Consider the following 15,359-nt stretch of genomic DNA (forward strand, 5'->3'; position numbering starts at 1 on the left):
CTCTCCCCATAGTCATTTGTATTACCATCGATACCGACACATTGATGATCCTGGCACTGTCACGTTAGTCTTCAATGGTGGATAGATCTCCTGTTGGCAGATCAAGCTCCCAGGCTTTCAGGACACGGCGCATGATCTTGCCGGAACGTGTCTTGGGCAGTTTATCCTTAAACTCAATCTCACGCGGAGCAGCGTGGGCAGACAGGCCCTCTTTGACAAAACGATAGATCTCTTCTTTCAGCTCCGGTGTCGCCTCATATCCTTCACGAAGTGCCACAAAGGCCTTGATGATCTCCCCACGTGTCACATCCGGCTTACCGATTACACCCGCCTCTGCTACCGCAGGATGCTCCACGAGCTTGCTCTCCACCTCAAAGGGGCCGATACGCTCGCCTGACGAATTAATCACATCATCAATCCGTCCCTGGAACCAGAAATATCCTTCTTCATCCATATAAGCGGAGTCACCGGATACATACCAGCCCGTAAGCCTGAAGTACTCCTCGTATTTCACAGGGTTATTCCAGATCTTCGCCATCATGGATGGCCAAGGTGCCCGTATGGCCAGATTACCCATGCTGTACGGTGGCAATTCCTGCCCGCGATCATCAATAATGGCTGCTTCGATTCCAGGCAACGGACGTCCCATGGAGCCAGGCTTGATCGGCATTCCGGGGTAGTTACAGATCAGCTGTGCACCTGTTTCCGTCATCCACCATGTATCATGAATTCGCTGACCGTAGGCTTTCCATCCCCAACGAACAACCTCCGGATTGAGCGGTTCACCGACAGACATGACATGACGCAGACTGCTCAGATCAAACTGGGCGATGGTCTCTTCTCCCGCTCCCATCAGCATACGGAAGGCCGTTGGTGCACTGTACCAGATCGTGACTTTGTTCTTCTGGATGGTGCTGTACCAATCTTGAGGACTGAAACGACCACCCCGTATCACATTGGTTACTCCGTTGAGCCATGGAGCAAAGATACCGTAAGAAGTGCCTGTCACCCAGCCAGGGTCAGCAGTGCACCAGTACACATCATCCTCACGTAAATCCAGAACAACCTTACCTGTATAATAGTGCTGAATCATGGCATTTTGAACATGGTATACCCCTTTGGGTTTCCCCGTAGAGCCTGAGGTATAATGAATAAGCAAACCATCCTCACGATTCAGCCACTCTACTTCCATCTCATCCGAAGCGGCAGACATCTCTGCATCAAAATCGATGAGTCCTTCTTCAGTTTGCGCGCCCCCACCCACAATAAATATATGTTTGAGTTCGGGCAACTCGGAACGTTTGATCCGTTTCAGTAATTCTGGAGTTGTGACGAGTGCTACTGCTCCGCTATCCTCCAGCCGATCCTTCACAGCCGTTTCCATAAAAGCTTCGAACAAAGGGCCCGCGATGGCTCCAGCTTTCAATATACCCAGGAGACTAAAATACAGCTCAGGACTTCGAGGCATAAAAATAAACACCCGTTCCCCTTTGGCTATGCCATATTTGCGGAGAACGTTCCCGAACCGACTCGACTGTTCACTCAGATCAGCGAAAGTATAGGACTCTTCACGTGAAGCATCGCTATACAATAAAGCGGTTTTTCCGCCCCTTCCTTCCTGTACATGACGATCAATCGCTTCATGCGCCATGTTTACTTTTCCGCTGGCGTGCCACGTAAAGTGCCTTTCCACCGATTCCCAATCGAACCGGCTTCTCGCCTCCGTGTAATCGCCCAGATTAGATTCAGACACAACCGTTTGCAGCATCTCACCATGTGCTTGACTCATGCTTGCCAGCCTCCTTCAACTCGACATTTCGATTCCCGTCAGGGGTCAATTCTCATTGCCTTTGTGTTGACTGAACTTCCAGTTAGCGCTTACATTAGTAGAGAGAACTTCTCATCATGTACTTGCTCGGCCAAACAGATGTTAACTATACTGTATTGAATTGTGAACATTTTTTGTCTACGCAATTATAGCAAATCTTTTCAATTGTCGTCTATGGCTTTTCAATTTTTTGGATTTTGCTATAGCGAACTTTTGGAACAACCTCTATAAGTAGGAGAGAGAGGAGCATGAACCATGGAGCATATCAAAGAACATCATATACGTTCCATCTTCAAGTCCGGCCACCGAATTACTGTTGAAGGCCCCGTGCAGGCCGAGGAGATAACCCGTCTTGCCTTCCATCCGGATCTGGATGCCTTTCGGCGACCAACGGAGCAGCAGGAAGCTCTGGCCGAGATCGCAGCATTACCTGAAGGGCGAATTATCATTGCACATGAAAATGAAACGATTATCGGTTATGTAACCTTTCACTATGCGGATGATTGTGAACGCTGGTCCGAGGGCAATATGACTGATCTGATTGAGCTTGGGGCAATCGAGGTTGCGGACGACTATCGCTCGCTTGGCATTGGACGTGAGATGTTGCTTACTGCTTTGGAAGATAAACATATGGAGAACTACATTATTTTCACCACAGAATATTATTGGCATTGGGATCTGAAGGGCAGCGGACTAAACGTATGGGATTATCGTAAAATGATGGAGAGGCTGATGGAAACGATCGACATGACCTGGTATGCAACAGACGACCCCGAAATCTGTTCACATCCTGCGAACTGTTTGATGGTGCGAATCGGAAGTCAGGTGCCGATCACATCAGAAGAACAGTTTGATCGTGTACGCTTTCGCCATCGGTTCATGTACTAATTTGATGATCTGTTCGAAAAACGATATACATAACAAAAACCGCCTCTCGCAGCGTTGCTCCATACTTCATGGAACAGCTAATCAAAAGGCGGTTTTTCAAGTTACTTCCATTACATATTTTCTAACATATGCTCCACAATACGGTGTGAACGCTGAGAAGATTCCACGGTAAATTCAGCAAAGTTAACATGCGCCGAACCATCCGCTTTATCTGACATCCCCCGCAGGACAACAAATGGTACTCGATTCATGTAACAGACCTGAGCAACTGCTGCCCCTTCCATCTCGGCACATGCACCGTCCATTTCGGTATATAACATATTAACCGTATCTTTATTTGCAATAAATTGGTCTCCAGATAACACTTTACCGATCAGGTAATTGGCTCCCTGAGCTTTACATGCTTCTTCAGCCAGTGTAATAAGCGAAGCCTCGGCAGGGAATGCAGATGTCTCCTGGTAAGGAATAACCCCGCGTGCGAACCCCAGTGGCGTTACATCCATGTCGTGCTGAACACATACAGACGATATAACCATATCTCCGATGTTCAGATCGGGGTTAACTGCACCCGCAACACCTGTGAAGATAATCCGATTAACCTGAAAACGATCAATCAAGATCTGCGTCGTAACCGCTGCATTTACTTTACCTACGCCAGATTTGCACACGACAATTTGCTTGCCCAGCCACTCGCCTGCAACGTATGTAATGCCGGTTTGTTTAACCGTCTCAAGCTGCTTCATACCTGCCAGCAAAAGCTCGACTTCCTCATCCATCGCTCCGATAATCCCAATCGTTTCACGCATCTTCCGATACCTCCTGTTTTCACTTTTAACCTCATTCAGCACAAAAGCTCCGTCTCCGGAGCTTTCGCATATCCACTATGTAGAGAGAATAATGACTTCTCCCTTACTCTATATAATCCCGATTAAACTACATCCGCGTGACTTACAGACAGACGAAGAATCGTTTCATGCGGCAAAATAACCCGTGGGTTCTCCACATTTTCTTTCTTCATCAACTTGGTCAGCAAACGCATCGCTACTGCACCCAGGTCGTACATTGGCTGAGCCACTGTTGTCAACTGAGGACGCACCATGGAAGCCATACGGATGTTATCCACACTAATAATGGAGAAATCATCCGGTACTTTCAGGCCTTCATCTTGAATGCTGTGAATGGCACCAATCGCCATTTCATCTGTTGCAGCAAAGATCGCCGACGGCTTCTTCTTCAGTCCGAGGAAATATTTCATCGCTTCCACACCGGATTCATAACGATAATTACCGATACGTACCAGATCCTCTTGGTATTCCATACCTGCTGCTTCCAGTGCTTTCTTGTAACCTTGGAAACGGGCATATCCATTCGCAGGATCTTGCAGTGTACCACTGATCATCGCAATTTCCTTGTGTCCATGACGAATCAGGGTGTTTACCGCGTCAAACGCAGCCGCCTCATGGTCAATATCCACCGAAGGGAATGTGCCCTTCTCATCACTCGTTGCACAAAGTACGATCGGCACAGCCGCAGACTGGAACGCCTGAATGTGTTCGTCCGTTACTGTTCCACCCATGAAGAGCAGTCCGTCTACTTGCTTTTCAAGCAACGTGTTAATAACACGAATTTCTTTTTCTTTCTTCTTGTCTGCATTACACAAAATAATATTGTAGTGATACATATTCGCGATATCTTCAATTCCGCGGGCAATCTCCGCGAAGGTTGAGTTCGAAATATCTGGAATAACGACCCCGACCGTGGTTGTCTTCTTGCTTGCCAGACCTCTGGCTACCGCATTCGGACGATATCCCAACCGTTCGATGGCTTCATATACTTTTTTCCGCGTTTGCGGTTTGACATTAGGGTTATTATTAACTACCCGTGATACCGTTGCCATAGACACTCCAGCTTCACGTGCCACATCATAAATGGTTACCGTCACAGTACTTCTCTCCATTACCAGTAAATTTTCATACCATTTTCATTAAGATTTATATTACGACAAATTTTTGCATTAATCAATTAAAATAGGCTTTAGGACTCACTCAAAACATTCGTAAGTGTGGTTCTAGTAATATCTGAATGGGAAGTATGCCATACAGGAATTCCCTTTTTGATCAGGATTGCCTGTGGAGATTCGTGCTTAACACCCAGCTTGTCTGCTGCTTCGTTCGATACCGGGCGATCTTCCACAACATAGATGATGCCATATTTCACTTGTTCATTGGCATTGTTAAGCAAATAATCGTTCATCTCCTGATAAGCGTTCGAGCTGATCGGACAGCGCGTGCTATGCTTAAACAGAAGCAAGGGTTGATCCTTGGTAGCCTCCACTGCGGAGTTTAGCTGTTCAATACTTGTCATTTTAGTCATGTCAGCCATTAGATATACATCCCCCTTTACCAGGAATACCGCTATGTTGAGCGTTTTCACTCTTCGATATCTTAACAAAAAGTGCGCGAAAAAGCCAATTTTCATGAAAACAAGCATTTTACACGTCAAAATTAGACAGCATTTGAGAAGTACTCCTGCCACACAAATCCGGATAATTGACTTAATCTGCGCTCCGTGGTCTCAATCCACGCTGTATCACCAGACTTCGTTGCGTAACCCATAATGTCCAGCAACAAATTGATACGCTCCTCCACTGCTTGCTGCATTCGATATTCCATCTCCCGATCGGTCGCATCCGGCCAGGCCAGCAGTAGCTCATGAAACAGGTCTGCCAGTTCATTACGTTCACCAAAAGATACGTCTTGCTTCACGGGCTGTTCACCCAATGTGTTAATGCATTCTGTTAAGTCCGGCTTGACCGGCGGAAGCACTTCGTAAGATACACAGTCTGTACACGCAAATACGGGTACGTTTCGAATCTCCACTTTTTTGGCGTATACCACTGTTCTTAATTCCAACTCCATTACATGTCCACATCTGCACGACTTGCGCACCACCATCACCTCATTCGTTCTATACTCTATATAAGTACCATTCGACCTATTTCGGCTCAAATCCTGCTATAAACGAAAGGTTGCACAAATTACCACTCCCTCCGGATGAAGGTTGTCGAATGCAGGCAGTTACTGACTTGTAATCGCTTCCTCCAAACTGAATATGCACTTCCATGAAGTCCCTTGGAGAATCTGTTACAATTAAAGACGCAACAGACCTAATCACCGCAAAAAGGAGAGATGGACATGAGATTAACTGGTAAAAAAGTCATCGCTCTGGTCGATGAAGAATTCGAGGATTTGGAATTGTGGTACCCTGTGCATCGTGTTCGTGAAGAAGGTGCAGAAGTGCATCTTGCTGGAGAGAAAAAAGGAAAAACCTATATTGGCAAATACGGTGTGCCTGCTGAAGCCGAATACAGTTTCGATGAACTCGACAGTTCAGATTACGATGGCATTCTCGTGCCAGGCGGCTGGGCGCCAGACAAGCTGCGTCGTTATCCCAAAGTACTGGAGCTTGTGAAGGAAATGAATGCAGACCGGAAACCGATTGGACAGATCTGTCATGCGGGCTGGGTGCTGATTTCTGCCAAAATTCTGGACGGGGTTACAGTAACCTCTACACCAGGCATTCGGGATGACATGGAAAATGCAGGTGCTATCTGGAAAGATGAAGCCGTTGTTGTTGATGGACATATCATCTCAGCACGTCGTCCGCCTGACCTTCCACCTTATGGCAAGGCATTCTGTGATGCACTCGCTGACAAATAAAAACAACCCCATTGTGCTCTCAAGCACAGTGGGGTTGTTTTATATAACAAGTTTTCCAATAAATAATTATCACAAATGTAAATATATTAACTTAAAGGTATTTATATCCAGTTTCCCTAATCACGATGCGTTCGAACCACTTTGTTCATCTGGACTTCCCGTGGAGTCATTAAAAACTTGCAGTCGCTCCTCAATATCTCCGCTGGTCCGTAAGGCGAAGCACTTTCGCGCTTCTTCTTTGGCGGCCGATGCTGTTGTGTTCAGCACTCTGTGCTTCACACGTAACAGGGATTGTGGAGACATACTCAAGTGGCGAATGCCAAGCTCCAACCAAAGCGGAATGGCACGTTCGTCCCCTGCCATCTCTCCGCACACACTGACATCAATTCCAGCCGTATGAGCCGCATCTGCTGTCGCACGAAGCATCCGCAGAACAGCCGGATGATAGGGGTGATACATATGAGCAATCTGCTCATTCATTCGATCTACTGCCAGTACATATTGAACCAGGTCATTCGTACCAATACTGAAGAAATCAGCTTCCTCTGCGAGCAGATCAGCAATCATCACCGCTGCAGGAACTTCAATCATAATTCCCACCTGAATGTGAGGGTCGTATGATAATCCGCGCTCGTCCAGATCAGACATCGCCTCACGGAGAATCTCATTGGCCTGCTGAAGTTCTTCCACCGAAGAGATCATCGGATACATGATTTTGACATTTCCGGCAGCGCTGGCACGCAGAATGGCTGTAAGCTGTGTTTTGAACAGATCCTTGCGGTCCAGACTAATCCGAATGGCACGGTACCCCAGAAACGGATTGTCTTCCTCCGGCAGTTCAAAGTAATCGAGTTGCTTGTCACCACCGATATCCAATGTACGAATAACAACGGATTGTCCTGCTGTTTTCTCCGCCACAAGGCGGTACACCTCATACTGTTCTTGCTCACCCGGGAAAGTAGCACGGTCCATATACAAGAATTCTGTTCGGAACAAGCCCACACCTTTGGCTCCTTGTTTCAAAGCAAGGTCCAATTCCTTCACCGAACTGATATTGGAAGCCAAGTGCAAAACGGCCCCATCTTTGGTTACGGCATCCACGGTAGCAAGGACTTGAAGTTGTTCCTTTTTCTTCAGTTGTTTGCTGCGAAGCATGGTATACCGTTCAATCGTCTTGCGATCCGGGTCCGTAAATACCAAGCCATTGTCACCATCCACCACAAGCATATCCCCTGTCTCTACCGGCATGCCAAGACTCGCTTCCAGACCGGAAACGAGAGGAATGCCAAGGGCACGAGCCATAATCGCGGAATGTGATGTTTTCCCGCCAATCAAGGTTACAATACCTAGTACATGGGTGGGATTCAGATGCGCCAGTTGAGATGGCGACAGTTCTTTGGCAACGAGTACATACGGCTGGGTATCCGAAGGAAGTGTAATCTCCGGTGCACCGAGCAAATGCTTGAGCAGACGGTTCCCCACATCCTTGATGTCAATGGCCCGCTCCTTCATATACTCGTCTTCCAGCAAGTCAAACATCGTGACAAAATGGTCTATGGCTTCTTTGACCGCCACTTCTGCTGCCTTATATTGACGCTCAATAATACCGCGAATTTCGTTCATGAATACCGGATCTTCCAGGATTGCCAGATGTGCATCAAAGATACTGGACTCTTCTGGACCAACAACTTCCTTGAACTCATTTTTGATATATTCGATCTCATCCTTAGATGTCCGTATGCCCTCATACAGCCGTTCGAACTCTTGGGCGAGATCCACCGAATCCATCTTCTGATCCGGCAGATCCCATTCCCAACTGGGCAGGACAAATGCTTTGCCGATGGCTATGCCTGCAGCTCCGTTGATGCCTTGTATCTTCATTCTACCCCTCCAACGTTCCTGTCATAGAGCACCACGGACATAACGGATGCCTGACCTTTCTTAACTTGCTTAAATGGAGCAAAACTCCATGATTTTACACGATCTGGATTCGTAATTACCATTGGTGTTGTTAGTGACGCCGCTTGCTCGCGGAGTACTGCCAGATCAAACTTGATCAACAACTGCCCTGGCTCCACCGTATCGCCCTCCTGAACAAAAGCTTCAAAATGGCCTTTCAACTGAGAGGTATCGATGCCGATATGCAGTAACACTTCAAGCCCCTCACGGGTAGAAATACCCAAGGCATGCATGGTCGGGTACAGGTGCATAATCGTTCCGTACACGGGTGAGACCAGCTCTCCCATTTCCGGAACAAAGGCTACACCATCACCGACAAGCTTGGCTGCAAAGATCTGATCCGGCACCTCTTCAATCGGGAGCATTTTGCCCTGAACGGGGGCACAGAACAGAACCTGTTGCAGGTCTCTTTCCAGCAGCTTCGCGATTTCTTCCCGAATCAATTCCGAGTAGGTACCGAATACCACCTGTACGTTACCGCCACCCAGCTTGATCAGTCCAGCAGACCCCATACTCTTCATGGCACCCGTGTCGATCAGGCGGTCATCATGCACAGTCAGGCGAAGACGTGTAATACAAGCTTCAACCTGTACAATGTTACTCTTCCCACCCAACGCTTCGAGGATTAAAGGTGCCTGATAAGGAATGTTACCTACCCAATCTTCCAGCATGGAGCCCTCTTCACGTCCTGGTGTTGGAATCTTGAACGTACGAATCGCCCATCGGAACAGAAAGTAGTAAACCAGCCCATATAGTATGCCAATCGGAATGAGCTTCCAAGCATTCTCCGATAGATGGAAATTGAGTATGTAATCAATAATACCTGCGGAGTAAGAAAATCCATGCCGGATATCAAGCCAGTAACTAATCCACATGGCAACGCCCGACATCACTGCATGCACGATGAACAGATAAGGTGCCGCGAACAAAAAAGCAAACTCAATCTGTTCCGATACCCCGGTTAGAAAACAAACGAGTGCCGATGTCAGAAAAGTTTTCTTGATTTTTGGTTTCAGATCTTCCCTGGCTTCCTGAATAATAGCAAAGGCTATTGCCGGAATGGCAAACATCATGATGGGAAACAAACCCGCCATAAAGAATCCTGCTGTTGGATCACCTGCAAAAAATCGGGGCAAATCCCCTTGAACAATGTTACCATCAGGCGTTTCAAACGTCCCTAACTGGAACCAAAACACATTGTTAAGCAGGTGATGAAGCCCGAAAGCGACCAGCACCCTGTATAACACCCCGTAAATGAACAGGCCAAACCCCCCGAGACTGTATTCCCAAGTAGCAATGCCGTTCAATCCATGCTGTAGGATCGGAGCGAGCCATAACATAAAACAGGAGAACAATGCCGAACAGAGTCCGACGATGAGCAAAACAAACCTTGAACCTCCAAAAAATTGTAAAATTTCAGGCAGTTTAATGCTTTTAAACCGATTATGCATCCCACCGGCAAGCGCGCCGAGTATGATTCCGATTAAGGAAGCGGGCTGAACGGTGCCATCCCCGAAGTTCCGAGTTACCTGATCATATATCACGATACCAGCCAGAGCAGCAAGTCCCGCTTGTCCGGCCTGGTTGGAGAGTCCCAGTGCTACACCGACAGCGAACAAATACGGTAAGAAATAAAAAATACCGTGTCCGGCCACGGTAGACACTTCACCGACAATATCCAATCCCCAGGCGTCCCAAGGCAGACTGCCAACACTGAGCAAAATTGCGGCGGCGGGCAGGACCATTGTAGGCAGCATTACCGCTCGTCCGAGCTGCTGCAAGGATCCGAGCCAATTCATGGCGACCTCTCCTTTCTATCCTAGATGGTAAGCTTTACGCAACGTTTTGTCAAAGTAAAAACAGTAACCAATTGGTAATTAATAACGGCAAAAATAGAACAGAAAAAATCCCGTCAACTTCAAGTTAACGGGATTCAACCTATGTTCATTCAATTGGGTCAGATCAGGAGATCATCCGATCACAGGTGAACGAGCCTCTCAGCCGCGTCCAGCGCCGCGCAGAACAATGGAATCCTCTACCTTGATACAACGATTAGTTACCGCTGTCATGCCGTTCTCTGCAGCAATCTGGACCGCTTCATCACTATGGATGCCAAGCTGCAACCATAGAACATTTGCTTTGATGGCAGCGGCGTCACGAGCGACATCCGCGCAAAACTCTTCGCGACGAAACACATTGACAATGTCTACCGGCTCTGGAATATCCGCGAGTGTAGCATATACCGTCTCTCCCAGGATTTCACCTTGCACCTGTGGGTTAACCGGGATGATGCGATAACCTCTGCTCTGCATGGCTTCTGCCACCATATAGGAAGTGCGATCCGATTTGTCTGATAAACCGACGACTGCGATGTTGCCTGCCTTGCGCAAAAGTTGTCCAATTTCTTCACGAGTAGGGTTGTTAAATTCCATGTTCAAGCACCATCCTTTTCTGATTAAAGTGCGTGTTCAAAAAACAGGTTTTCAGTTATTTACTCTTTTACCCATTGAACCGAGGCACCAAGCGCCTGCAAATGATCGAAATATTGCGGATAAGACTTGGCTACATGGTGTGCATCCCGAATACGAAGCGGCTCCTTGGAACGCAGACCAACAACAGTGAGCGCCATAATTACGCGATGATCGTAGTGAGCGTTAATCTCAACACCGCCTTCAACGCCTTCTGGACGTCCGTGTACGATAATCTCAGCTTGGCGCTCTTCAACGTTCGCTCCTGCCTTCCGCAGTTCGTTCAAGTAATCGGTGATTCGGTCACATTCCTTGTAACGCAGGTTCTCTACATTATAGAACCGTGACGTTCCTTCCGCAAACACAGCTGCGGCTACCATAGCCAAAACGGCGTCCGTTGCGGCATCCCCGTCGAATTCGATCGCTTTCAGTCTGCCATTACCTTGAACGTGTACAACATCGTTCTCATGTGTCAATGGCACTTCCATCATACGCAGCACGTCAACGATGGCACGTTCACCCTGTTTGCTCTGCTCCATCAGGCGCAGAATTTTCACATCAGACTGTGTAACCGCTGCTGCGGCAAGAACGGCTGCCGAGCCCGGGTAGTCCCCTTGAACCGTGTAGGTCGTCGGCTGGTAAGCCTGTCCACCTGGTACACGGAAGGACATGTAATCATCACTTGCATGGATAACGATGCCTGCCTGCTCCAGTACTTCCAGCGTCTGTCCGATAACCACCTTGGACTTCAGGTCATTCAGTACTTCGATGGTGCTGTCTTCTGCAAGCAACGGCGTAACAAACAACAATGCGCTTAGATATTGGGAGCTGACGGAGCCGGATACACGAATGTGTCCACCCTTGGCATTGCCACCTTTGATTGTAATCGGCAAACGTCCTTGTTCGTGCTGTACTTCTACACCCAGTTGGCCCAGCGCATCGATCAGGTCATCATGTGGACGTTTGCCCAAAGAATCCGGGTACGTATTCACAAAAGTAACTTCAGGGCAGAGCGCTGTAACACCCATCAGGAAACGAAGTACAGCACCTGCATTTCCTACATTCAATTCACGCACATCACGTGGATGACTGCCAAAGCCCTGGATCACAATCTTGCTGTCGTCTTCTTCAAGCACTGCCCCAAGATCACGAATACATCTGCGCATGGCGTCACTGTCTTCACTGTGTGCCGGGAAATGAATGGTACTTGTGCCTTCTGCCAGCGCAGCAGCCAGCAAATAGCGGGTAGTGTAGTTTTTGGAGGACAGAGCCCCGATTTCCCCGTTCAAAGTGGGGGTTGGTTTAACAATAACGTCCATGGATGAAATTCTCCTTCATTGATTATATTGTGGCCAAATTGACATTCCGTGCATCGCTTGGGTATCATTATAGCGTTAAGTCCATACAGAAAAGAGGACCTGAATATGACACAAATAGCTGAAATTGAAACGTCTGAGCTGCGCCGCCGTTTACAGGCAGGAGAGAAGCTGCAGATGATAGACGTCCGCGAGGACGATGAAGTCGCGCAAGGCATGATCGAAGGAGCCAAGCATATTCCGCTTGGACAGATTCCGGACCGATTGTCTGAGATTGAGAAGTCAGGCGAGATCGTGATCATCTGCCGTAGCGGATACCGCAGTGAGCGTGCCTGTGAATATCTGCAGCAACTGGGATATGAAGGCTGTACAAACATGGTCGGCGGTATGCTTCAGTGGCAACAGGAAGACTAGAGAACCCCGGAGCGGAGCGAAGTCATTTGTAACCTTGTGACCTCTGCTCTGCTCCACTTCTAGAAACGGGCCAATATGGCCCGTTTTGTTATATCTGCCACCATCTTTCATCCATCAAACTTCGATGATAACAAGCTTAGACGCGGTAATGCGCTAAAATTAAACGAGTCACTTCAGCAGCGGATAACTCGGTTGTATCCACCGTATAATGTGCGAACCGATATGCGTCTTTCCGTTCTTCCATAATTGCCTGAATGCGTTCCTCTGCATTGCCTGCGAGGAGTGGACGATTGTCACAGCCACTAACACGCTCTACAATCACTGCCGGATCAGCAGTCAAGGCAACAACCCAACCATTTTTCAACATCACGTCACAATTATCCGAACGCAGCACCACGCCACCTCCGGTCGCTATGACCTGTGACTTCTTCTCCAGCATCGAGCATAACATGCGGCTCTCGGCATCACGGAAATACGTCTCTCCCTTGCCAGTGAACAGTTCCGGAATCGTACAGCCTTCCTCTTTTTCCACCGCGGCGTCTACATCAATCAATCGATAACCAAGCTCGCGTGCAAGCATGTCAGCGACGGTTGATTTGCCGGTTCCCATCATACCGATGAGAATAATATTGTTAGACTTGCTCAAGGTGTACACTCCTTTAATTCAAGCAATTCGTGAGCACTTTTGTCCTATCATAACACAGCCCTGCGGACTGGGAAAGACCATCTCCTAACCGACTTCCTTTCGACCATCTGCAAGTACTTCCAAGACAGATCAAGTAACTCCCGGCATCTAAGCCTACGTCAGATTACCCTCAAGCAGTTATGAGCCTCCAAACGTCTCAATCAGTAACCATCCCAGCAAACTAACGAACTCCAATGGACTTATTTACGTAAAATAGGCGCAGTTAAACTTCTAACGAATCTCAGTAAACTTATTTCCAAAAATCACCATCAAAACCTCGACATCTCGCTGCGAATTATTGAAATAGGGCCATCTGAGTTCGTTAAAAAATAGAATCGGCTCATTTTGCCAAAATAGAGTGTCTCATGTTCGTTATGTCTAGAACCAGCTACATATCTTCTCCATCAACATTATTACTGTATAACACAGTAAAAAAGAGGCCCAGCGTTAACCGGCAATCACCGGAACACCAAACCTCTTTTGAGCCCCTTAGCAGGCCAAAGCTCCTGCTTAAGGGTACTTTGGCCAAATCTAATAGACTTGTATAGGTGGTACTACTCCATCCAGTTGTGGTGGAAGCTGCCTTCTTTGTCCACACGTTTGAACGTGTGAGCACCGAAGTAGTCACGTTGAGCTTGCAGCAAGTTTGCTGGCAGACGCTCTGTACGGTAGCTGTCGTAGTAAGAAAGAGCGCTGGAGAAGCCAGGTACCGGAACACCTTGTTTTACAGCAGCCGCTACAACTTCACGCCATGCCCCTTGATAAGACTCAACGATGTTTTGGAAGTAAGGATCCAAGAGCAAGTTTTTCAGAGCTGCGTCTTTATCATAAGCTTCCTTGATGTTTTGCAGGAACTGCGAACGGATGATGCAGCCACCACGGAAGATCATGGCAATGTTGCCGTATTTCAGATCCCAGCCATACTCGTCGGAAGCTGCACGCATTTGTGCAAATCCTTGTGCGTAGGATACGATTTTACTTGCGAAGAGGGCTTTACGCACGCTCTCGATGAACGCTTTTTTGTCGCCGGAGAACGCTTCAGTCGCTGGTCCACTCAGGATTTTGCTAGCTGCTACACGCTCGTCCTTCATGGCAGACAGGAAACGGGAGAATACGGATTCTGTAATCATGGACAATGGTACGCCGAGATCCAGCGCGCTTTGGCTTGTCCATTTACCTGTTCCTTTTTGTCCAGCCGCGTCCAGAATGACGTCAACCATTGGTTTGCCCGTTTCTGGATCGTATTTGGAGAAGATATCTGCAGTGATTTCGATCAGGTAGCTGTCCAGCTCCCCTTGATTCCATTCCGTAAAGATTGCATGAAGCTCTTCAACGGAAACGTTCAGTACGGATTTGAGCAAGTGGTACGCTTCACCAATCAACTGCATGTCTCCGTACTCGATACCGTTATGCACCATTTTCACATAGTGTCCGGCACCGTCTGGTCCAATATATGTACAACATGGATCGTCACCGACTTTGGCCGAGATCGCCGTCAGGATCGGTTCAACCAGTTTATAAGCACTTTCCTGTCCACCTGGCATGATGGAAGGGCCTTTCAGTGCGCCTTCTTCACCACCGGATACACCTGTACCGATGAAACGAATGCCTTTGTCTTCCAACTCTTTGCTGCGACGTTGCGTGTCAGGGAAGTATGCGTTCCCTCCATCAATGATGATGTCGCCCTCATCCAGGTGAGGAAGCAGTTGTTCAATGGTAGCGTCGGTCGCTTTGCCGGCTTGTACCATGATCAAAATTTTGCGCGGGGATTCCAGGGATGCTACGAACTCTTCAATGGAGAATGAGCCTGTCAGGTTTTTACCTTCAGCTTCTTTCAGAAGATCATTGGTTTTCTCCGGGGAACGGTTATATACCGATACTGAGAAACCTTTGCTTTCAATGTTAAGGGCCAAATTTTTGCCCATGACAGCCAGGCCAATTACGCCAATTTGTTGTTTTGTCATCTGGTCCTCCATCCTTTGCTCCAATTAATTTTATTGAAATAAATTCTCAACAATACTCCCATTTTAACGGTTTTATGTATAGAAGTGAACCCCGTGGCACAGCTACGCAACGAGAAAA

At 47.8% G+C, this 15,359-nt stretch carries 14 protein-coding genes; 3 read left to right on the plus strand and 11 right to left on the minus strand.

Features of this window, described 5'->3' with window-relative positions:
- Positions 1-64: 64 nt before the first annotated feature.
- Positions 65-1,789: an acetate--CoA ligase gene (gene acsA / locus J2X75_RS12285; protein WP_307534452.1), complete on the minus strand. Its 1,725-nt coding sequence runs from the start codon at positions 1,787-1,789 to the stop codon at positions 65-67.
- 294 nt (positions 1,790-2,083) lie between these two features.
- Here acsA and J2X75_RS12290 point away from each other — a divergent pair, with 294 nt between their 5' ends.
- Positions 2,084-2,716: a GNAT family N-acetyltransferase gene (locus J2X75_RS12290; RefSeq protein ID WP_307534450.1), complete on the plus strand. Its 633-nt coding sequence runs from the start codon at positions 2,084-2,086 to the stop codon at positions 2,714-2,716.
- Positions 2,717-2,826: 110 nt separating this feature from the next.
- Here J2X75_RS12290 and J2X75_RS12295 read toward each other — a convergent pair whose 3' ends face one another.
- The 4 genes from J2X75_RS12295 to J2X75_RS12310 all read right to left on the minus strand — a co-directional run bounded on the left by J2X75_RS12295 (position 2,827) and on the right by J2X75_RS12310 (position 5,634).
- Positions 2,827-3,522, minus strand: coding sequence for a 5'-methylthioadenosine/adenosylhomocysteine nucleosidase (locus J2X75_RS12295; protein WP_047843701.1), 696 nt, complete (start codon positions 3,520-3,522; stop codon positions 2,827-2,829).
- Between the two features lie 122 nt (positions 3,523-3,644).
- On the minus strand, positions 3,645-4,658 hold the full coding sequence (gene ccpA, locus J2X75_RS12300; protein ID WP_062835383.1) for a catabolite control protein A: 1,014 nt from the start codon (positions 4,656-4,658) through the stop codon (positions 3,645-3,647).
- 92 nt (positions 4,659-4,750) lie between these two features.
- Positions 4,751-5,098 (minus strand): bacillithiol system redox-active protein YtxJ, encoded by a 348-nt coding sequence (gene ytxJ, locus J2X75_RS12305; protein ID WP_036674876.1) that lies wholly within the window; start codon positions 5,096-5,098, stop codon positions 4,751-4,753.
- A gap of 122 nt (positions 5,099-5,220) precedes the next feature.
- Complete coding sequence (locus J2X75_RS12310; protein WP_091014249.1) at positions 5,221-5,634, minus strand: hypothetical protein; 414 nt, start codon at positions 5,632-5,634, stop codon at positions 5,221-5,223.
- A gap of 276 nt (positions 5,635-5,910) precedes the next feature.
- On the opposite strand from J2X75_RS12310, the gene J2X75_RS12315 reads away from it, so the two are divergent.
- Positions 5,911-6,435 carry a type 1 glutamine amidotransferase domain-containing protein gene (locus J2X75_RS12315; protein WP_036674874.1) on the plus strand — a complete coding sequence of 175 codons (525 nt, stop codon included), beginning with the start codon at positions 5,911-5,913 and terminating at the stop codon, positions 6,433-6,435.
- Between the two features lie 120 nt (positions 6,436-6,555).
- Here J2X75_RS12315 and ptsP read toward each other — a convergent pair whose 3' ends face one another.
- The 4 genes from ptsP to aroA form a co-directional block, all read right to left on the minus strand.
- The gene (gene ptsP, locus J2X75_RS12320) at positions 6,556-8,316 is read right to left on the minus strand and encodes a phosphoenolpyruvate--protein phosphotransferase (protein WP_036614699.1); all 1,761 of its coding nucleotides are present in this window, start codon (positions 8,314-8,316) and stop codon (positions 6,556-6,558) included.
- A complete protein-coding gene (locus J2X75_RS12325) occupies positions 8,313-10,193 on the minus strand; it encodes a glucose PTS transporter subunit IIA (protein ID WP_310336896.1) in 1,881 nt (626 codons plus the stop codon). Before J2X75_RS12325 ends, ptsP begins: the two co-directional genes overlap by 4 nt.
- A gap of 198 nt (positions 10,194-10,391) precedes the next feature.
- Positions 10,392-10,826 carry a CoA-binding protein gene (locus J2X75_RS12330; protein WP_017687409.1) on the minus strand — a complete coding sequence of 145 codons (435 nt, stop codon included), beginning with the start codon at positions 10,824-10,826 and terminating at the stop codon, positions 10,392-10,394.
- Positions 10,827-10,885: 59 nt separating this feature from the next.
- Positions 10,886-12,181, minus strand: a complete 1,296-nt coding sequence (aroA, locus tag J2X75_RS12335) for a 3-phosphoshikimate 1-carboxyvinyltransferase (RefSeq protein WP_145151207.1) — start codon at positions 12,179-12,181, stop codon at positions 10,886-10,888.
- Between the two features lie 105 nt (positions 12,182-12,286).
- Between aroA and J2X75_RS12340 the strand changes: the two genes are divergently transcribed.
- Positions 12,287-12,592, plus strand: a complete 306-nt coding sequence (locus J2X75_RS12340) for a rhodanese-like domain-containing protein (protein ID WP_017687407.1) — start codon at positions 12,287-12,289, stop codon at positions 12,590-12,592.
- 136 nt (positions 12,593-12,728) lie between these two features.
- Here the strand turns inward: J2X75_RS12340 and J2X75_RS12345 are convergent, their stop codons facing one another.
- Entirely contained in the window at positions 12,729-13,238 is a 510-nt protein-coding gene (locus tag J2X75_RS12345) for a shikimate kinase (RefSeq protein WP_223868845.1), read from the minus strand.
- Between the two features lie 593 nt (positions 13,239-13,831).
- Positions 13,832-15,241 (minus strand): NADP-dependent phosphogluconate dehydrogenase, encoded by a 1,410-nt coding sequence (gndA, locus tag J2X75_RS12350; RefSeq protein ID WP_124116071.1) that lies wholly within the window; start codon positions 15,239-15,241, stop codon positions 13,832-13,834.
- Between the last annotated feature and the right edge of the window lie 118 nt (positions 15,242-15,359).

Origin of the sequence: Paenibacillus sp. 2003, from assembly GCF_031455635.1 — a bacterium.
GTDB lineage: Bacteria > Bacillota > Bacilli > Paenibacillales > Paenibacillaceae > Paenibacillus > Paenibacillus amylolyticus_B.